This window comes from Frankia sp. AgB32 (assembly GCF_023243045.1).
Lineage (GTDB): Bacteria > Actinomycetota > Actinomycetes > Frankiales > Frankiaceae > Frankia.
In genome coordinates this window covers 1-18,937 of the sequence record NZ_JALKFX010000064.1, presented here as the reverse complement: position 1 = coordinate 18,937, position 18,937 = coordinate 1, and the positions used below count along the sequence as shown (strand labels likewise).

Annotated in this window: 15 protein-coding genes; 5 read left to right on the top strand and 10 right to left on the bottom strand. The window is 74.7% G+C overall.

The genetic code is table 11. The annotated features are described in order from the left end of the window. The first annotated feature begins 119 nt into the window (after positions 1-119). Positions 120-998: a PKD domain-containing protein gene (locus MXD60_RS18065; protein ID WP_308222526.1), complete on the top strand. Its 879-nt coding sequence runs from the start codon at positions 120-122 to the stop codon at positions 996-998. Between the two features lie 122 nt (positions 999-1,120). Here the strand turns inward: MXD60_RS18065 and MXD60_RS18060 are convergent, their stop codons facing one another. Further along, positions 1,121-1,744: an NUDIX domain-containing protein gene (locus MXD60_RS18060; RefSeq protein ID WP_248820489.1), complete on the bottom strand. Its 624-nt coding sequence runs from the start codon at positions 1,742-1,744 to the stop codon at positions 1,121-1,123. Further along, the gene (gene pyrG / locus MXD60_RS18055; RefSeq protein ID WP_248820488.1) at positions 1,741-3,648 is read right to left on the bottom strand and encodes a CTP synthase; all 1,908 of its coding nucleotides are present in this window, start codon (positions 3,646-3,648) and stop codon (positions 1,741-1,743) included. The genes MXD60_RS18060 and pyrG overlap by 4 nt, the downstream gene beginning before the upstream one ends. Positions 3,649-3,768: 120 nt before the next feature. Here pyrG and MXD60_RS18050 point away from each other — a divergent pair, with 120 nt between their 5' ends. Further along, positions 3,769-4,683: an SIR2 family NAD-dependent protein deacylase gene (locus MXD60_RS18050; RefSeq protein WP_248820487.1), complete on the top strand. Its 915-nt coding sequence runs from the start codon at positions 3,769-3,771 to the stop codon at positions 4,681-4,683. Positions 4,684-4,750: 67 nt separating this feature from the next. Here the strand turns inward: MXD60_RS18050 and MXD60_RS18045 are convergent, their stop codons facing one another. Next, on the bottom strand, positions 4,751-5,713 hold the full coding sequence (locus MXD60_RS18045; RefSeq protein ID WP_248820486.1) for a LysR family transcriptional regulator: 963 nt from the start codon (positions 5,711-5,713) through the stop codon (positions 4,751-4,753). 143 nt (positions 5,714-5,856) lie between these two features. On the opposite strand from MXD60_RS18045, the gene MXD60_RS18040 reads away from it, so the two are divergent. Then, positions 5,857-7,308 carry an MFS transporter gene (locus MXD60_RS18040; RefSeq protein ID WP_248820485.1) on the top strand — a complete coding sequence of 484 codons (1,452 nt, stop codon included), beginning with the start codon at positions 5,857-5,859 and terminating at the stop codon, positions 7,306-7,308. A gap of 235 nt (positions 7,309-7,543) precedes the next feature. Here MXD60_RS18040 and recN read toward each other — a convergent pair whose 3' ends face one another. The 4 genes from recN to MXD60_RS18020 form a co-directional block, all read right to left on the bottom strand. Continuing rightward, positions 7,544-9,298, bottom strand: a complete 1,755-nt coding sequence (gene recN / locus MXD60_RS18035; protein WP_248820484.1) for a DNA repair protein RecN — start codon at positions 9,296-9,298, stop codon at positions 7,544-7,546. Positions 9,299-9,420: 122 nt separating this feature from the next. After that, the gene (locus MXD60_RS18030) at positions 9,421-10,308 is read right to left on the bottom strand and encodes an NAD kinase (RefSeq protein ID WP_248820483.1); all 888 of its coding nucleotides are present in this window, start codon (positions 10,306-10,308) and stop codon (positions 9,421-9,423) included. A 4-nt stretch (positions 10,309-10,312) separates the two neighbouring features. Next, positions 10,313-11,344 carry a TlyA family RNA methyltransferase gene (locus MXD60_RS18025; RefSeq protein WP_248820491.1) on the bottom strand — a complete coding sequence of 344 codons (1,032 nt, stop codon included), beginning with the start codon at positions 11,342-11,344 and terminating at the stop codon, positions 10,313-10,315. A gap of 17 nt (positions 11,345-11,361) precedes the next feature. Then, a complete protein-coding gene (locus MXD60_RS18020; protein WP_248820482.1) occupies positions 11,362-11,652 on the bottom strand; it encodes a hypothetical protein in 291 nt (96 codons plus the stop codon). Between the two features lie 266 nt (positions 11,653-11,918). Here MXD60_RS18020 and MXD60_RS18015 point away from each other — a divergent pair, with 266 nt between their 5' ends. Beyond that, positions 11,919-12,257 (top strand): alkyl sulfatase, encoded by a 339-nt coding sequence (locus MXD60_RS18015; RefSeq protein ID WP_248820481.1) that lies wholly within the window; start codon positions 11,919-11,921, stop codon positions 12,255-12,257. A gap of 74 nt (positions 12,258-12,331) precedes the next feature. Here the strand turns inward: MXD60_RS18015 and MXD60_RS18010 are convergent, their stop codons facing one another. Together MXD60_RS18010 and MXD60_RS18005 are read right to left on the bottom strand one after the other, a co-directional pair. After that, a complete protein-coding gene (locus tag MXD60_RS18010) occupies positions 12,332-13,474 on the bottom strand; it encodes an HAD-IIA family hydrolase (protein ID WP_248820480.1) in 1,143 nt (380 codons plus the stop codon). Positions 13,475-13,580: 106 nt separating this feature from the next. Then, positions 13,581-14,003 (bottom strand): tetratricopeptide repeat protein, encoded by a 423-nt coding sequence (locus MXD60_RS18005; protein WP_248820490.1) that lies wholly within the window; start codon positions 14,001-14,003, stop codon positions 13,581-13,583. 493 nt (positions 14,004-14,496) lie between these two features. Here MXD60_RS18005 and MXD60_RS18000 point away from each other — a divergent pair, with 493 nt between their 5' ends. Then, positions 14,497-15,780 carry a DUF1015 family protein gene (locus MXD60_RS18000; RefSeq protein WP_248820479.1) on the top strand — a complete coding sequence of 428 codons (1,284 nt, stop codon included), beginning with the start codon at positions 14,497-14,499 and terminating at the stop codon, positions 15,778-15,780. A 174-nt stretch (positions 15,781-15,954) separates the two neighbouring features. Here MXD60_RS18000 and MXD60_RS17995 read toward each other — a convergent pair whose 3' ends face one another. Next, a complete protein-coding gene (locus MXD60_RS17995; protein ID WP_248820478.1) occupies positions 15,955-16,860 on the bottom strand; it encodes a tetratricopeptide repeat protein in 906 nt (301 codons plus the stop codon). Between the last annotated feature and the right edge of the window lie 2,077 nt (positions 16,861-18,937).

Genomic DNA, 18,937 nt, shown 5'->3' with positions numbered 1-18,937 from the left:
CCGCACCGGCGTGCACGAGCCGCTCGACTGGGCCGCGGAGCTGGGCCTCGTCGTTGTCGCCCCGGACTACCGGCTCGGGGGGGGGGGGGGGCCGCCGGCGGGCGCCGGCGCGCGCGCTGATGGTTCTCGCGGCGGCCCTGGTGCTGGTGGGTGTCGGCGCCCTGCCGCTGCCGGGACCGGACGGCGGACCGACCTCGGCCGGCCGGGCGATCGCGGCACCGGCGGCGGGAACCCGCACGCCGTGCTCCACGGACTCGCCGTGGGGCAGCTGCCCCCGGGCGACGGACAACGGCTACCAGTACCGGTATTCCCACGGAATGCTGGAACAGGTCCCCCTGGATACCGGCAGCGACGCCCGCACGCGGCCGGTGAACTGCGGACAGAACTGCCCGGACGACCCGGCCGATGTCTGTGACCTGCTCCAAGCCGTCGGGCCCGACCCGATGATGTCCGCCGCCGAGCGGGCGCAGTACGACGCGGCGACGGCCGGCTGCGTCAACACCCTGATCCCGGACGCGGCCCCGGCCGCGGTGCCGCTCGCCAACGTGCAGGCTCAGCTGGTCGACTACCTGCGCGAGAAACTCCTGCCCAAACCGTCCATCGTGATCGCCCCGTCGGGCCGCAGCCTCGCGAACCTCGCCACGATCCTCTACACGCCGGTTCCGGACTCGTTCACCTTCAACGTCGACCAGCCGGTCGTCGCCACGATCAGCGCGGTCCCGCACTACCACTGGGACTTCGGCGATGGTTCCGTCGGACCGGACGCGCCCGGCCGGCCGTATGACGCGGCGATCTCGCCCCGCGACCACCCCGACGCCTACGTCACGCACAGGTACGCCCGGCCGGGCCAGTTCCAGGTCGCCCTCACCGTCACCTGGGACGGCACGTTCATCCTGCCCGGCGTCGCGCAGGCGTTCCCGCTGGACGCGGTGAACCTCGCCGTCGCCCAGCCGCTCGTCGTCCAGGAGGCCGCGGGCGTCCTCGTCCACAACGACTAGACGGTGGCAGGCCCGTAGACAGTGGCACCGTAGACGGTGGCAGTCCCGCGGAGGGCCACCGCTGGCGGTCGCCGGCAGCGGCTCACCAGCAGCGGCTCACCGTCGGCTGAGCCTGCGCCGGCTCAGCCGCTGTGGGCGGGGCGGCCCGGCCAGGGCGCGTCGGTCGGGCGCAGGCTGGCGAATCCGTCGGCGCGGGAGCGCACCGTCGCCAGCAGGCCGATGACGGCCATGGCGTTGGTGATCTCACCGCGCAGCACCCTGGCGACGGCCTCGTCGAGGTCGACGCGGGCGACGCCCATGTCCGCCTCCTCGTGTTCCGCCACGTGCCGTTCGGCGACGGGCACGTCGCTCAGGCCGCGGGCCAGGAAGATCCGGTATGCCTCGTCCGTCATCCCGGGTGAGGACCACACGTCGACCAGCACGTCGAACCGCTCGGCGCGCAGCGCCGTCTCCTCGCCGAGCTCCCGCGCGGCGGCCGTGGAGGCCGGCTCCCCGGGGACGTCGAGGATGCCGGCGGGCAGCTCCCAGAGTGGGGCCCCGACGGGATGGCGGTACTGGTGCACCAGCACGACCTGCCCGGCGTCGTCGAGGGCGACGACACCGACGGCGCCGGGGTGCACGACGACGTCGCGTTGGGAGATGTCGCCGTCGGGCATGCTGACCAGGTCGCGGCGGACCGCGATGATCCGCCCCTGATAACCGAGCTGACTGTCGGTGACTTCGTAGCGGTGCCCGGGCGTGGTCACTTGGCCACCAGCGCGCCGGTGCCGTTGGCGGTGGCCGCGGAGCCCGCCCGACCCGCGCCCGCGCCGCGGCGGGCGGCGCCCCGTCCCGACCCGCCGGCAGCGGCGGCTGCGCTCTGGGAGCCTGCGCCCTCCTCGGCGACGACGTCGGCTGCCGGCGCCGCCGAGGTCCCCGTGGCCGGCCCGGTGTCGGTCACGGTGCCCGCTCCGGCGCCGGTCAGCCTGTCCTTGCTGTCGTCGGGCCGCAGCTCGACCGGCAGCACGCCGCGACGGCGGTCGGCGTGCACGAGGGCGGCGGCGACGAGCCCGCGGAACAGCGGGTGGGCCCGCGTCGGCCGGGAGCGGAACTCCGGGTGCGCCTGGGTGCCGACGTAGTACGGGTGCACGTCCGCCGGCAGTTCCACCACCTCGACCAGCCGGCCGTCCGGCGAGGTGCCGGAGAACACCAGGCCGGCGGCGGCCAGCCGGTCGCGGTAGTCGTTGTTCACCTCGTACCGGTGGCGGTGCCGCTCGGCGACCTCGGGCACGCCGTACGCGCCGCGGGCCACCGATCCGGCGCCCAGCACGCAGGTGTAGAGGCCGAGACGCATCGTCCCGCCCATGTCCCGGGTACCGGCGACGACCTCGTGCTGGTCCGCCATCGTCGAGATCACCGGATGGGGCGTGTGCGCCTCGAACTCGGTGGAGTTCGCCCCGGGCAGGCCGGCGACGTGCCGGGCGACCTCGATGACCATGCACTGCAGGCCGAGGCAGATCCCGAGCGTCGGGATGCCGTTCTCCCGGGCGTGGCGCAGCGCGCTGAGCTTGCCCTCGATGCCCCGCACGCCGAAACCGCCCGGAACGATGATCCCGTCGACGCCCTCGAGCCGCGCCGCGGCCCGCTCCGGGGAGTCGCACTCGTCCGAGGTGATCCAGCGCAGCTCGACCCGGGTGTCGGTGGCGAAGGCCCCGGCACGCAGCGCCTCCGTCACCGACAGGTAGGCGTCGGGCAGGTCGACGTACTTGCCGACGATCCCGATCGTGGCCGTGTTCGCCGGCTGGTGCACCCGGCGCAGCAGCAGGTCCCACTCGGTCCAGTCGACGTCGCGGAACGACAGGCCCAGCCGGCGGACCACGTAGGCGTCGAGGCCCTCCCGGTGCAGCACCCGGGGAATGTCGTAGATCGAGCTCGCGTCCGGTGCCCCGACGACCGCCTCGTCGTCGACGTCGCACATCATCGCGATCTTCTTCTTCAGCGCCTCCGGCAGCGGCCGGTCCGACCGGCACACCACCGCGTCGGGCTGCAGGCCGATGCTGCGCAGCGCGGCGACCGAGTGCTGCGTCGGCTTGGTCTTCAGCTCACCGGAGGGCGCCAGGTACGGCACGAGGCTCACGTGCACCGTCAGCGCGTTGTCCCGGCCGACCTCGTGGCGAACCTGACGGATCGCCTCCAGGTAGGGCAGCGACTCGATGTCGCCGACCGTGCCGCCGACCTCGGTGATGACGACGTCGACGCTGTCGTTCGCGAGCCGGCGGATCCGGTCCTTGATCTCGTCGGTGATGTGCGGGACGACCTGCACCGTCTGGCCGAGGTAGTCGCCGCGCCGCTCCCGGGCGATGACCGCCGAGTAGACCTGCCCGGTCGTCACGTTCGCGCTGCCGTCGAGGTTCACGTCGAGGAAACGCTCGTAGTGGCCGATGTCCAGGTCGGTCTCGGCGCCGTCATCGGTGACGAACACCTCGCCGTGCTGGAACGGGTTCATCGTGCCCGGGTCGACGTTGAGGTACGGGTCGAGCTTCTGCATCGTGACCCGCAGGCCGCGTGCCTTCAACAGCCGGCCGAGGCTGGATGCGGTCAGCCCCTTGCCCAGGCTGGAGGCAACTCCGCCGGTGACGAAAATGTGCTTGGTGACATGCGCCTGGCCCACACGAGACTCCCGTGGTCATGCCGCCGGTCCGGACCCGACGCCTCCACGGGACTTCACGGTAACAGCTTCCCGCCACCCTGCTCGCGGCAGATCACGCCGTCGACCGGGAACAATGGTCGGATGCACGACTCAGGTCGATCGACCTCCGCCGACGTGACGGGAGCGTCCGACGCGCGGGTCGGGGCGGCACTGGACGACGCGGCGGCCCTGCTCCGTGGCGGCGGCGCGCTCCTCGTCTGCGCCGGCGCCGGCATGGGGGTGGACTCGGGTCTGCCCGATTTCCGGGGCGACGCCGGGTTCTGGCAGGCGTACCCGCCCTACGCCCGGCTCGGCCTGTCGTTCGTGGAGCTCGCCGACCCGGTTCACTTCCGCGCCGACCCGGCCCTCGCCTGGGGCTTCTACGGTCACCGGCTCGGCCTGTACCGCGCGACCGTGCCGCATGCCGGCTTCGGTCTGCTGCGGCGCTGGGGTGAGCGGCTGCCCGGGGGCCTGCACGTGTTCACCTCGAACGTGGACGGCCAGTTCCAGCGGGCGGGCATCGCCGCGGTGGCCGAGGTCCACGGCTCGATCCATCATCTCCAGTGCGTCACTCCCTGCAACGAACGGATCTGGCCGGCCGAGGGTGCCCCGCCGGCCGTCGACCCCGACACGATGCGCGCCCTCGGGCCGCTGCCCCGCTGCCCGTGGTGCGGCGATCTCGCCCGTCCGAACATCCTCATGTTCGGCGACGGCTCCTGGCTTGGCCACCGCACGGACCGGGCCCTGCGGGCGTGCGAGGCATGGCTGTCCGCCGCGACCGCGGGCGCGGGCGGCGACGGCGGCCCGCTGGTCGTCCTCGAGATCGGCGCCGGGACCGCGGTGGCGACCGTGCGCCGCGCCGCGGAGTCGCTGGCCGGCGGACGGCTCATCCGCGTCAATCCGGTCGCGCCGGCCGTCCACCCGGGTACCGGCGTCGCCGTCCCGCTGGGTGCCCTCGACGCCCTGACCGCGCTCGACGCCCGGCTGGATCCTCTGGGCCGGAGGATCGGGGCGTAGGCCCGTGGTCGACGGGCTCCCGACACATGTCCGGGGGGCCGACCGACCACCGGCCGGTGCCGGGCGCTCAGGCTGCCCACGTCGGCGTCCAGACCGCGCCGTCGGGCCGGGCGGGCCTCGGCGCGGCGGCGTCGCGCAGGTAGCGCAGCAGCGCCGGCAGGGCCGGATGCGGGTTGTCGCGGCGCCAGATGACCGAGTGCGGGTAGACCGGCGTCGGATCCCGTAGCGGGATACGGCGCAGGTCGTGCTGGGCCGGCCAGACCAGCCTGGTTCCCGCGCCGACGAGGGTGGCCAGCGTCGCGGAGTCGGCGAGGGCGTCCAGCAGGTGCTCGGTGCCGAAGTTCGGGCCGATCGCGTCGATGCCCAGGCCGAACGCTGCCGCGAGCTCGGCGTAGTAGGCACCCCACTCGGTTCCGGGCAGGATGCCGGGGATCCACAGCCGGTGGCCCACGAGCTGCGCCGGTGTCACCGACCGGGCCGCCGCCAGCGGATGCCAGGGGCCGGTGAGCAACTGGTGGGGCTCGTCCAGGATCCGCCGCACCGCGACGCCCCACAGGCCGTCGACGGCCGCGGCCGCGCTGGTCGACGGTGCGCCGACGGCCCGGAACGCGGCGTCGATCGTGCCGGCGCGGACGGCGGCGACGGCCGTGTCGGTACCGGCTTCGGCGAGGGTGACGACGTCGAGCTCGACGTCCGGATGCGCGCCGTGGAACTCACGCAGCAGCGTCGCCGTCGCGATCCGCCGGTTGATGACCTCCACGCGCAGCGCCCGGTGCCCCGGGCGCACGCAGGCAAGGGCGCGGTCCGCCGCGCGCAGCAGCTCGCGGGCGTGCGGCAGGAACGCCTGCCCGTCGATGGTGAGCTCGGCGCCGCGCGGCGTGCGGGTGAACAACCGCACGCCCAGGTCCTTCTCGAGGGCGGCGACCCGCTTGGAGACCGCCTGCTGGGTGATCGCCAGCTCGGCGGCCGCCTGCTGGAACTGCCCCGTCCGCGCGACGGCGACGACGGTGCGCACCGCGGCCAGATCCACCCGGTCAGGCTACCGGCCACCGAACAACCTCTGGTTGTACGGATCGCGCCGGCCGGTTGTTTGATCTGCGACGCTCGGGGGCGTTTGGATGGCCGCTGCCAACGCGTGGTTGTTCACCGGGTGGGACGAGGGGTGATCGGGGAATGGCAGGCGGGCGCCGGCCGGGCCGGCGGTTCGGGTGGCTGTGGGCGGCCTACGGGGTTTCGGCGATCGGCACCTGGCTGGCGTTCGACTCCTTCCCGCTGATCGCGATCACCGTGCTGCACGTCGGGCCGGGGGCCGTCTCGGCGATGGCGGCCGCCGGGCTCGCGGCCGGGGCGATGGTGGCGCTGCCGCTCGGCCCGTGGGTGGAGTTCCGGCGCAAACGGCCGGTGATGATGACGATGGACCTCGTCCGCTTCGTGGCGGTCCTCAGCGTGCCGGTGGCGTACACGATCGGCCGGCTCGGTTTCGGGCAGCTCCTCGTCGTTTCGACCGTCGTCGCCGCCGCCGACATCGCGTTCACCGCGGCCGCCGGGGCGTTCCTGAAAGGGCTGCTCGCCGGCCCGGACCTGCTCACCGCCAACGCCCGCCTCGAGGCGACGACCTGGCTGGCCACGACGGTCGCCCCGCCGCTGGGCGGGGCGGCGATCGGCCTGTTCGGCCCGGTCACGACGGTGCTGGCGAACGCGGCCAGCTACCTGCTCTCCGCCCTGGGGCTGCGGGCGGTCGGTGCCGGCGAGCCGCCCGCGGTCCGGCCCGCGAACCCGCGGGGCGCACGCCGACGGGCCCGGGGAGCCGCGCCGGCGGTACCCCGGCAGGCAACGCCCGCAGCACCGCGACCACGGCCACGACCACGACCGCGCGGTGGGGAGCTGACCGAGGGATGGCGCCATCTGGTGACCCATCCGGAGCTGCGTCTGCTGTTCCTGAACGTCGCCCTGTTCAACGGCCTGATCATGGCGACGGCGCCGGTGGTCGCCGTGCTGATGCTCGGCGACCTCGGCTTCGCGCCGTGGCAGTACGGGCTCGCGTTCGCGGCACCCTGCGTCGGTGGGCTGCTCGGTTCCCGGCTCGCCCGCCCCCTCGTCGCGCGGCACGGCTGCCTGCGGGTGCTGCGGGTCGCCGGCACCGCGCGGGCGTGCTGGCTGCTACCGCTGGCGTTCGTCCAGCCCGGCGCGGGCGGTCTGCTGCTCGTCATGGCCGCCCAGCTCGGCGTGGTGACCTGCGCGGCGGTGTTCAACCCGGTGCTGGTCACCTACCGCCTCGAACACACCGGGCAGCATCGGGTGGCCCGCACCCTGGCCGCGTGGTCGGTCGGCGTGAAGATCGCGGTCGCCGCGCTGACCGCTCTGTGGGGCGCGCTGGCCGCTGCGGTGGGTCCGCGCCCGGCGATCGCGGCGGCCGGCCTGCTGATCCTCACGACCCCGGCGCTGCTCGCGGCTACGCGCACCCCCGCGGCCGCACGACGACCTCATCCCGACGTCGCGCAACGTCCCGGCTCCGGCTCCGGTCCCGGCTCCGGCTCCGGTCCCGGCTCCGGTCCCGGCTCCGACACTGGCTCCGGCACCGGTGGCGCCGTCCTCCGCGTGGTCGAAGGCTCTGACGCACGGTGACGGTTCCCGGTTCGACGGACTCCCGGACGAGCTGACCCGGTCTCCCGCCCGACCCGGCTGGCGGGACGCCCACGGCGCTGCCCGTGGATCTTCGGTTGCCAGATGAAGATCGATGCGATGACGATCCCGTAGGCGGCCGCGATGGCGGCGCGCATCATGACGAAAGGTAGTGCCCGCCACCTTCGGGTGACCATGGTGGCCCCGCCACCGAATCATCAAGATCGGCGGGACGATCCTAGGCGCGGGCCTTGTCCGCGGCGGCGGCGGCGAGGAGTTCCTCGGCGTGGCCGCGGGCGAGGCTGCTGTCCTCCTGGCCGGCGAGCATCCGGGAGAGCTCGCGGACCCGGCCGGCGTCGTCGAGGGTGATGACGCCGCTGCGGGTCACCGAGCCGTCGTCGGCCTTGTGCACCACCAGGTGGCGGTCGGCGAACGCGGCGACCTGCGGCAGGTGGGTGATGCAGATGACCTGGTGGGTGCGGGCGAGGCGGGCGAGGCGCCGGCCGATCTCGACGGCGGCGCGCCCGCCCACGCCGGCGTCGACCTCGTCGAAGACCATCGTCGAGCCGGTGTCGGCGGCGGCGAGGACGACCTCGATCGCGAGCATCACCCGGGACAGCTCACCCCCGGAGGCGCCTTTCTGCACCGGGCGGGCCGGCGCGCCGGGATGTGGGATGAGCCGCAGTTCCACGTCGTCGACGCCGGACGGGCCGAACGCGAGCGACCGGTCGCCGACGGGCAGCCCGGCGGGGTCGGCGCGTTGGGACACGGCTGCTTCCACGCGGGCGCGGGGCATCGCGAGGCCGGCGAGTTCGGCGGCGACGGCCGTGCCGAAGCGGTCCGCCGCCGCCGAGCGGGCGCGGGTCAGCTCGACGGCCAGGCCGGCGAGTTCGGCGGCCAGTTCGTCTCGGCGGGCGGTGAGGGTCTGCGCGCTGTCGCCGGCGCCGTCGAGTTCCAGCAGCCGGCGGCCGGCCTGGTCGGCCCAGGCGAGCACGCCGTCGATGTCGGTGCCGTGGGCGCGGGTGAGGCTGGTCAGCGCCGCCTTGCGATCCTGGGCGTCGGCGAGGCGGGCGGGGTCGGCGTCGATGCTCTCCGCGTAGGAGGCGAGGTCGGCGGCGACGTCGGTGAGCAGCATGCCGGCCTCGGTCAGCCGGGCGCCGAGGGCGGCGAGCTCGGCGTCGAGATCGGAGTCGCCGGCGATGACGCGGCGGGCGGCGGAGACGAGGTCGACGGCGCCGGGCTCGTCGGAGCCGGACGCCGGATCGCTCATCAGCGCCCCGTGCGCCGTGCGGGCGGCGCGCACCAGGGTCTCGGCGTGTTCGAGCCGGTTGAGTTCCGCGTCGAGGGTGACGTCCTCCCCCGCGGTCGGCTCGACCCGCTCCACCTCGGCGAGGCCGATGCGCAGCAGCTCGGCTTCCTGCTCGCGTTCCCGCGACCGTTCGGTGACGTCCACGAGCGCCCGGCTGACCCGGTTCAGCTCCGCGTGGACGACGCCGTAACGGGCCAGCGGCGTCGCCACCGCCTCGCCGGCGAACCGGTCCAGCGCCTGGCGCTGCGTGGACGGGCGCAGCAGCCGCTGCGCCTCGGACTGGCCGTGGACGGCGATGAGGTCCTCGGCGATCTCGCCCAGCACGCTCGCCGGGACGGACCGGCCGGCGACCTGCGCCCGCGACCGGCCCTCCGCGGTCAGCGTGCGCCCGACGACGAGCACCGCGCCACCGGGATCGTCATCGAGGTCGCCGCCGACCTCACGGACGCGGTCGGCGACCGCGGAGTCGGCCGGGATCACCAGCCGCCCCTCGACGAACGCCCGCTCCACCCCCGGCCGGACCAGGCCGTAGTCCGCTCGGCCGCCGGTCAACAGACCAAGGCCCTGGACGATCATGGTCTTGCCGGCGCCGGTCTCACCACTGACGACGGTGAGGCCGGCGGCGAGGTCGAGGGCGGCATCGTCGATGACCCCGAGGCCGCGGATGCGAATCTCCTCGAGCACGCCCCGAACTCTAACCGCCCCGCCGCATCCGCCGACATCGTCGCCCACATCCGGCTGCGCCGGCCTCGTCCCGCACCGGCCGGCGCGGCCGATCCCGGCCCGGCCGCGCCGGCGCGGGATCGTCAACGCTCGTTGCGGCCCCGCCAGCCGGCCACGGGCAGATCGAACTTGGCGACCAGCCGGTCGGTGAACGGCAACGGACGGACCACCGCGAGGCGCACCGGGCGCCGCCCGCGCACGACCTCGACCCGCGACTCCGGCGGCACCTCGGCCAGCCGGCGCCCGTCGCAGTACAGAATGCCCGGCACCGGCTCCAGCACCTCCACCGCGACGGTGCTGCTCGGCGCGAGTACCAGCGGCCGGGCGAACAGCGCGTGCGCGCTGATCGGCGCGACGAGCAGCGCCTCCACCCCCGGCCACATCACCGGTCCGCCGGCCGAGAACGCGTAGGCGGTCGAACCCGTGGGGGTCGAGCAGATCACCCCGTCGCAGCCCCAGCGGGACAGCGGCCGCCCGTCGATCTCCAGGACACACTCCAGCATCCGGGCCCGCTCGGCCTTCTCCAACGACATCTCGTTGAGCGCCCAGCCGGTGTAGGTGACCTCGCCGCGACGGCGGACCGTCACGTCGACGGTCATCCTGTCCTCCACCGTGTAGTCCTTGCGGACGACGTGGTCGATGGTGGACGCCAGCGCGTCCGGCTCCGCCTCGGCGAGGAAACCGACGTGTCCGAGGTTGACGCCGAGCAGCGGCGCGTCGGCGGCGCGGGCGAACTCGGCGCCGCGCAGCAGACTGCCGTCGCCGCCGAGGACGACCACGAGTTCGACACCGACCGCCGCGTCGGCCTCGTGCGGGACGACCGCGGCGCCCGTCAGGTCGAGCTGCTCGGCCTCGTCGCGCAGCACCCGGGGGCTGACCCCGGCGGCGGCCAGGCCCTCGATCACCAGCTGCGCGCTCTCCCGGACGATCGACCGGCGGGGATGGGTGACGACCAGAACCTCACGCGTCATCCCGTCACCCCGACCGCACGGAGTCGCGGCCACCGGCCGGCCCGGCGGCGATAGCGCGGGCCAGATCGTCCTCGTCGAGCACCGGCGCGCCGGCGAGCAGCCACAACAGGTATTCGACGTTGCCGGCGGGCCCCGGCAACGGGCTCGCCGTGACCCCCGCGACCCCGAGGTCGAGCTGGGCCGCGGCGGCCGCGACCGCGCGCACCGCCGTGGCGTGCAGCGCCGGGTCACGGACCACCCCGCCGGCGCCGAGGCGCTCCCGGCCGACCTCGAACTGCGGCTTGACCAGCAGCACGAAGTCGGCGTCCGGCGCCGCGCACGCCCGCAGCGCCGGCAGCACCAGCTCCAGCGGGATGAACGACAGGTCGCCGACGACGAGGTCGACCGGCTCGCCGACCTCGGCCGGGGTCAGCGCGCGGGCGTTGACGCGATCGAGCACCCGCACCCGCGGATCCGACCGCAACCGCCACAGCAGCTGGCCGTACCCGACGTCCACGGCGACGACCGAGGCCGCCCCGTGGCGCAGCAGCACGTCGGTGAACCCGCCGGTCGACGCGCCCACATCCAGGCAGCGCCGTCCGGCCACCACCAGCGACCGCCCTGCCCTGTCCACGAGCCCCGCACCGTCCACGCGGCCCACGCCGGCCTCGGACGGGCTGGACGTGTCGGCCCTGGGCTCGCCGGCGACCGCGGAACCGTCTGCGGCCCCGGAACTGGCCGTGCTGCCCGAACTATCCGTGCCGCCCGAACTGTCCGTGCCGCCGGAACTGTCCGTGCCGCCGGAACTGTCGGGCGGAGGGACGCCGAAGGCGGCGAAGGCACCGAGCAGCTTGTGCGCGCCGCGCGAGGCCCAGCCGGGATCGTCACCCGCGGTGACGGCAATCGAGGTCGAGCCATCGACGACGGTGGCGGCCTTCGTGGCCGCTATGCCCGCGACCAGCACGTGGCCGGCGTTGATCGCGGCCACGGCCTGCTCTCGGGACCGGGCCAGACCACGCCGGACCAGCTCGCTGTCGAGACGTACGCGACGGGACACCATGGCGAGCTCCCGGCTCAGCGGGCCGGACGGCCCGGACCGGGCCCTGGCCGCGGCGGGGCGGTGGTCCGGGACGCGGTGGGCGGAGACGCGGTGGGCGGAGACGCGGTGCCCGCGGACCCGTCCAGGTCGGCCAGGGCCTCGGCCAGGCGGCGGTTCATCTCCTCGAACACCTCCACGTGCGCGGATGTCGGCAGGCCGTCGAGGGTGTCCAGCCGGGCAAGCGCGTCCCGGATCTCCGCCGGCAGGACGTCCGTGGTCCCGAGGTCCGTGGTGCCGATGTCCGGACTCGCTGTGTCAGCGTTCACTGGGTCAGCGTTCACGGTGTCAGCCTCCCGTACTTTCCGCCGATGATGCGACGGTCCCGCGCGACGTACGTCATGCGACGTATCTCATGGGCGGTCCGCCGCCGGGACACCCGCCACGACCCGTCGTCGACCGGCGCGGGGACACACCGGCCACCGATGGGGCCTCGCGACGCCGCCCGCCGCCCGCCGGCCCGCCGGGGCACCATGGGATGGCCCGCCACCCGACGAGCATGCCCGAACACACCCGAAAGGGGCCGGATCCGCCGATGGCAGACAGGTCGCAGTGCGAGACCGCGCTCCGGGCCATCGCCGCACGTCTCGACCGCCTCGCCGGCGAGGGCCGCCCGCCCGCCGCTCCCGACCGCACGATCCTGTGCCGGGTACCCGATCTCGACACGGACTTCCACGGCGAACTGCGCGACGGCCGCCTGCACGACATCGGCGAGGGCATCCGGGAGCGGGCGCAGATCATCCTGACGGTCGGCAGTGACGATCTGGTGGCTCTCACCGAGGGCCGCCTGTCGGTGCTCGGCGCGTGGCGGGCCGGCCGGCTGAGGGTCGACGCGAGCATGCGCGACCTGCTGCGGGTGCGCTCCCTGCTTTAGCCGCAGCCGTCGCGGTCGCGGTCGCTCTCGCTGTGGCGGTCGGCGCGGCGCGGGATGGTGCGACGGGAGGCCGGTCAGTCGCGTGGCGCCGGCGGCGTCAGCTCGGCGCAGCCCGGCGGCCGGTCCGGCGTGATCGCGTGGACGGCCACACCGGCGTCGGCCGCCGCCCACACCGCCGCGCAGGCGGCCCGCACCGCGTCGAGCCCGTCATCTCCGTCCCCCGCGGTGCCCCCCTGACCCGCGGTGCCCTCGACAGCCGACCAGCTCAGCACGCCGTCCTCGACGCGTGCGGCCCACCCGCCGCAGGCTGCGCCCGGCGCGCCGGCGCGACCGCCGGCCTGGACCGACGGCGCCGGGCGCAGCAGGCCCCGCAGGTCGGCGGCGAGGAAGCTCGGCCGGTGTTCGGGCGGCGCGGCCAGGAGTTCCGCGGGGGTCGTCACGCCGGTGAACACCAGCAGGGTCGGGGTGGACGCGCGGTAGCCGGCCTCGATGTCGGTGTCGAGCCGGTCGCCGACGATGATCGGCGTGCGGGCACCGCTGCGACGCATGGATTCGCGGTGCATCGCCGCCTCCGGTTTGCCGGTGACCAGCGGCTGCCGGTCGGTCGCGGCGCTCAGCAGGGCCGCGATGGAACCGTTGCCGGGGGCGATGCCCCGCTCGGTCGGGACGGTGCGGTCGGCGTTGCTGGCCACCCACCAGGCGCCGGCCCGGATGGCATAGGCGGCCTCGGCGATGCGGGCGTAGGTGAGTTCCGGATCGAAGCCCTGCACGACGGCGTCGGGCGTCGGCTCGGCGCTGTCCACCGGCGTGAGCCCCTCGTCGGCGACGGCGTCGCGCAGTCCCTGTCCCCCGAGCACGAGCACCCGGGCGCCGGCGGGCAGCCGTTCGGCGAGCACGTGCGCGGCGGCCTGCGCCGAGGTGACCACGTCCGCGGCCGCCGCCGGAACACCGAAGCCGGTCAGCCGGTCCGCGACCGCCGCCGGCGGGCGCAGCGCGTTGTTCGTGACGTAGACGGTACGCAGGCCACACTGACCGGCCGCGGTAATCGCGTCGGCGGCGTGCGGCACGGCTGCACCGCCGCGGTTGACGACCCCGTCGAGGTCCATCAGGGCCACGTCGAACAGCTCGGCGAGCGGACGGTCGGTGCCGCGCAGCGGCTCCCGCCCACCGCCGAACCGCCCGGCGGCCCCTGGACCGACAGCATGGTCAACCGACACGGCGCTCTCCTCGGGACAGTGGCTCACAGGGCACAGGACAGCACGGGAGACGGGACATCACCAGGCAGGACATCACCGGAGGCAGGACATCACCAGAGACAGCGGGTCAGGCCCGCGCCAGCGCGGCCCGGGCGCCACGCAGCGCGACACCGTAGTCGCTGATGTCCGGCCGCATCGCCGTGGCGAGCGCGAGATGCTCGACCGCCGCACGCAGATCGCCGATCTTGCGTGCTGACAGGCCGAGACCGAACTGCGCGTAGTCGTCGGTGGGATGACGGTCGACGATCCAGGCGAACGTCTCCCGGGCGGCGAGGTACTGGCCGGCGCTGAACTGGGCCCGGCCGAGCGCCTCGCGCAGGCTCGGGGAGGCCGGCTCCGCGGCGACGGCGTGCTCGAGCAGCTGCACGGCGGCGTTCGCGTCGCCGTGACCGAGCAGCGCCATGCCGCGGGTGTACCAGTCGTAGACCTCGCCCGCGGGCAGCGGCCGGCCACCCTCGCGTCGCGCGGGAGTGGATTCGTCCTGGCTCATCCCGAACGGAGTCTCTGCCGTGCGGCCGGTCTCGTCAGTCATCTCCACCTCCAGGACGTCGACGAACCCCTGGCGCAGTCCCGTCCCTGCCGGCGGATGCCGCACGCGCCGGGCGCGTCGCCCCGCCCGCGGGACCCCGCCCCCGGCCCAACACCGCCGGGGGTGACATCACTCCAGGCGGTCCTCGCCACACCCGTTCGGCCCGCCTGCCGCGACCAGCGCGACGCCCGCGGGGCCTCTGCTCCACCCGTGGTGACAGGTCCGCCAGTGGGACAGCGTGCACTGCTCATCCCAGTGTGGCCGCATCGACCGCCCGCCGGCTCGCGGATCGGACAACGATCACGTTCCCCCACGCCGGCGTCGCCCGCCATCATCCGCAACCTCACATACGGCGAGCAGGTCAGCAGCGCACGCCGGCACGGTGGCGCGGTTCGCGCGGCGGCACCGCCCGGCACTGCCCGGATGAGCGGGAGGTCACCCGGCGGGCCCTACGATGCGGCACATGGTGAACGCCGACCGTCCTGTCCCCGCTCCCGCGGGCCTCATCCTCGCGCCGATCAGGGCGGCCCGCTTCCCCGTCTCCGGGGCTGATCTCGCCGCCCGGTCGTCGCCGCCCTACGACGTCATCGACGACGACGAGCGAGCCCGACTGTGGGAACGCGACGAGCACAACGTGGTCCGGCTCATCCTGCCCGGTGACGACTACGACGGCGCCGCCCGCACACTGCGCGCCTGGCTCGACACCGGCGTGCTGCGCCGGGACGAACGGCCGACGATCTACGTCTGCGAGGAGGAGCAGGACGGGCACCTCCAGCGCGGCCTGATCGGCGCCGTCGCGCTCGCCGACCCCGACGCCGGGATCATCCTGCCGCACGAGAACACCATGGCCGGCACGGTCGCGGACCGGCTGGCCCTGACCCGGGCGACCAGGGCGAACCTCGAACCGATCTTCCTGCTCTACGCCGGCGGCGGTGCGGCCAGCCGGCTCGTCGCCACCGTGGTCGACACACCGCCGCAGGTGGAGACGACCACGGACGACGGCGTGACACACCGGCTGTGGACCGTGGACGATCCCGCAGCGCTCGCCGCCGTGGCCGCAGACCTGCTGCCGCGACGGGCGGTGATCGCCGATGGGCATCACCGCTACGCCACCTACCGGCACTACCAGGCCGAACGGCACGCCGCCGGAGACGGCGCCGGCCCCTGGGACTTCGGTCTCGCGTTCCTCGTCGACGCCACCGTGTCGGGGCCGCAGGTGCACGCGATCCACCGCTCCGTCGCCGGCCTACCCCTCGCCGACGCGGTGCGTCTCGCCGCAACGGCCTTCACCGTCCGCCAGGTCGCCGACGGCGGGGTGCGGCCCGACCAGCTCCTGGCGGACCTGGCCGAGGCCGGCCGGGGCGGGCATGCCTTCGTCGTCACCGACGGCACCTGCGCCTATCTGCTCACCGAGCCGTCCGCGGCGCTGCTCGCCCGCAGCCTGCCCGCGCAGCGTTCCGAGGCGTTCCGTCGCCTCGACGTCACGGTCGCCCATCTCGCCCTGATCGTCGAGACCTGGGGACTCGCGGACACGGTGGACGTCGTCGCCTACCACCACGACGCCCCCGCGGCGATCGCCGCCGCAGCCACGGCCGGCGGCACCGCCCTGCTACTCAATCCCACCCCGACCGCCGACGTCACCGCAGTCGCGGAGGCCGGCGAACGGATGCCTCGCAAGTCGACCCTGTTCACGCCGAAGCCGCGCACCGGTCTCGTCCTACGTCCACTGGACGGCTGAGAGCGCTGACGGCCGCGAACGCCAACGGCTGCGAGCACCAACGGCTGCGAGCACCGACGGCTGCGAGCACCGACGCTGGGCACCAACAGCTGAGGCCGCCGGACGGGTCCGGCGGCCCACGGGCCCGGTCGACGCGGCCCGGCGGCGGGAACTCCCCCGCCCGGCCCCGGCGACCTACTCCGTGCCCGGTGAGCCCGGTGCCAGCCCACCATTGGTCGACTCGGACTCCGCCTCCTCGGCCGCCTGCGGGTCGTCTTCCCGCACGTCGTCCACGACTGCCGTCTCGTCGAGGTCTGCCGTCTCGTCCTCGACCGGGATGTCATCCACCGACGGGATGTCATCCAGTACCTCGTCGGTGGGCGACGCCTCGTCGGCCGCCGTCTCGTGCCCTTCGTCTTCGTCCACCGGCATCGGCTGGCCGGTCGTGATCAGGTAGGCACGGGCGGCCGCGTCGTTCTCGTCCTCGTCGATTGCCGCCGCGGAGGAGAACCAGCGGGCCGCATCCTCGGGCCGGCCGGCGGCGAGCAACGCTTCGGCGTAGGCGTACCAGAGCCGCGGGGTCCACGGCGCGGGGGCACCCTTGGCGGTGGCCAGATCACGCAGCAGCACCACGGCCGCGTCCGGCTGGCCAAGATCCCGCCGGGCCCCGGAGGCCACGATCAGGAGCTCGACCCGGGTAGCCGGATCAAGCTCGTCCACCTGGGGGTCCCGCAGGTAGGCGACCGCTCGCTCCGGCCGGCCGAGCCCCCGCTCGCTGTCCGCCATCAGGGGCAGGTTGTGAGCCGAGCCTTCCATCCGCTTCGCGGCCCGCAGCTCGAGCAGCGCTGTCGCATACTCGCCTGCGTGGTAGGCCGCGATACCGACCGCCTCGCGCACCGCCGAGAGCCGAGGAACCCGGTCCGCGGCCGCCCGGGCATGGGCGAGCGCCGCCGCCGGGTCGTCGTCGAGCAGCAGCGCGGTCGCGACGAGGTGGCGAGCGATCGTGTCCGCCAGCCCCGCCGGCAGACCTTTCAACGACCGACGCACGTCATGGTCCAGCAGGTCAGCGCGCGCCTCATCCGGCAGCGGCGGTGTCTGCACCCGAGGCCGCCGGCTGCCACCCTCAGGACGCGCTGGCCGGTCAGGACGACCCGCACGGTCAGGACGCGCGGCACGATCAGATCGACCCGCACGGTCAGGACGCGCCGCACGATCAGGACGACCCGCACGATCAGGACGCGCCGAGGCCGTCCGACCTGGACCTCCTGCCCGGGTCCCGCCATGACCGCCTACGCCCCGGCCAGCGCCGTCACGACTCGTATCACCACGACCGGCGCCCGCACGAGGCCCACCGGCGGCGCCTCCCCCGTACGGAGCTGAACGGGGAGCGCTGGCCTGCTCGCCGGTTCGGGGGGCACCGGGAGGCCCGCCGGCCCGCCGGCTGTCGGACTGCCCACCTGGACGCGCCGTCCCCTGGCTGCCGGCCGCCGGCCGATCGCCTGGAGACGTCTGGCGCTGAGATGCACCATCGGCCGCAGCCGGGGTCGCCATCCACGGGCCGCGACTGCGGGAGTCCCGACTGCCGCTCCTGTCGTCCGGAGCCGGTCGGCTTTCACGCCCGGCGGGACGGCTGTCCCGAGCACCGGGACGGTCCTGGGACCTGTGGGGCGGCTGCCAGTCGGTCCGCGCGGAGGCCTGCGGACCCCCGCGGCGCTCGCCCGGGCCCGCGCCGCGCCCCTCGTCCCAGCGCGACGGACGACGCTCGGAGTCCGGACGGCCACCACGATCCGGACGCTCGCCCTCCGCGCGACCGCGGAAGGGCGGACGGCTCTGGTACTCACCCCGGTCCGAACGGCCAGCGAAACCCGGACGATCCGTACGGCCGCCTCGGTCCGCGCGGCCCGTGAAACTGGGACGGTCCGGGCGCTCGCCTCGGTCCGCGCGGCCCGTGAAACTGGGACGATCCGCCCGGCGCGCTCCGTCCCGCCCCGCGAAGCCGCCGGGGCGTGCGGACGGGTCCCCCGAGGGACGCCCGCCCCACGCCGGGGCACCCCCACGGCGCGGCGCCGCAGCCTTGCGCGCCTTCCAGGCGGACTCCGCCGTGACGCGCCCGCGACCGCTGTCCCCCGCACTGTCTCGCCGCGACTGGCCACCACTCGCGCCCGCCGACGGCGTCCTGCCCGCGCCCTGCGAATCGCGGCCGGCAGCCGACCGTGGCCGGCCCGCCGCACCGGTCGTGCGGTCCTCCGGTCCGCGACGGCCGCGGTCGAATCCGCCTCCTGGGGCGGCTCGCCGGTCCGAGCGGGCGTCACCACTCTCGCCCTCACCAGCCCGCCGGTAGGACGGCCGGGACTGTCCCTGGCCGCCGCCGCCTTCGGCACGTGGACCCCCATGCGCCGCCGAACGAGCCGATCCCGCCGGACCCCGGCCTGAAGCCGACGGCCGGGTGCTCTGACCACCCTCACGGCTCCACCGGCCACCGCCGGCCCCACCGTCACGATCCTGAGCGCTCGCGAACCGTCGGACCTGGCCTGACCGGGCTGGGCCACCACCGCTCGAGGGATCACCGAACCGACCGCCGCGACCCCCTGCCGCCGCGTTGCGCTGACCGGCTGGCCTCGGAGAGCCCGACGCTCGACCCGAGAAGCCGCCGCCCGTCGCACGCCTCGGAGCACCCGAAGACGAACCACTGTCGCGCCCCGCTGAACCCCCCCGGCGGGGACCGCCGTCGTGCCGCCCGGACCGGTCCGAGGCGGACGGCACTGACCGGCCGCCCTCGTTCCTGCTGTCGTCCCTCGCCATGACCGGCCGTTCCCCTTCGTACCGCGCACGCGCGCGGCTGTGCTGTAGGTGTCCCAACGCCGATCACCGAACCGGCCCACAAGCTCACCGGTCGCAGCGTCCTCAGGGCTCTCTGCGGACCAAAAAGACGTACTCGAAACACGACCCGGCGATGTCCACAGTACGGGGTATGCCCCACACCACCGACCTCAGCCACGACGTCCCCGGACCCCACACACGAACACAGGCCGCCACAGGCCAACGCCGCGGCGGCCACAGACCGAAATCGAAGCCTCACCGAGATCGAGAAGATACCCCGAAAATACGTGTGGGGCCGCCCTGAAAACAGGGCAGCCCCACACGTATATAAGTCCGGCGGCGTCCTACTCTCCCACAC

What these genes read in the sequence shown, in the direction of transcription:
- MXD60_RS18015 (WP_248820481.1), top strand. Translation starts at nt 11,919, where the DNA reads ATGGCAGACAGGTCGCAGTGCGAGACCGCGCTCCGGGCCATCGCCGCA.
- MXD60_RS18005 (WP_248820490.1), bottom strand. Translation starts at nt 14,003, where the DNA reads ATGAGCCAGGACGAATCCACTCCCGCGCGACGCGAGGGTGGCCGGCCG.
- MXD60_RS18065 (WP_308222526.1), top strand. Translation starts at nt 120, where the DNA reads ATGGTTCTCGCGGCGGCCCTGGTGCTGGTGGGTGTCGGCGCCCTGCCG.
- MXD60_RS18040 (WP_248820485.1), top strand. Translation starts at nt 5,857, where the DNA reads ATGGCAGGCGGGCGCCGGCCGGGCCGGCGGTTCGGGTGGCTGTGGGCG.
- MXD60_RS18050 (WP_248820487.1), top strand. Translation starts at nt 3,769, where the DNA reads ATGCACGACTCAGGTCGATCGACCTCCGCCGACGTGACGGGAGCGTCC.
- MXD60_RS18030 (WP_248820483.1), bottom strand. Translation starts at nt 10,308, where the DNA reads ATGACGCGTGAGGTTCTGGTCGTCACCCATCCCCGCCGGTCGATCGTC.
- MXD60_RS18000 (WP_248820479.1), top strand. Translation starts at nt 14,497, where the DNA reads ATGCGGCACATGGTGAACGCCGACCGTCCTGTCCCCGCTCCCGCGGGC.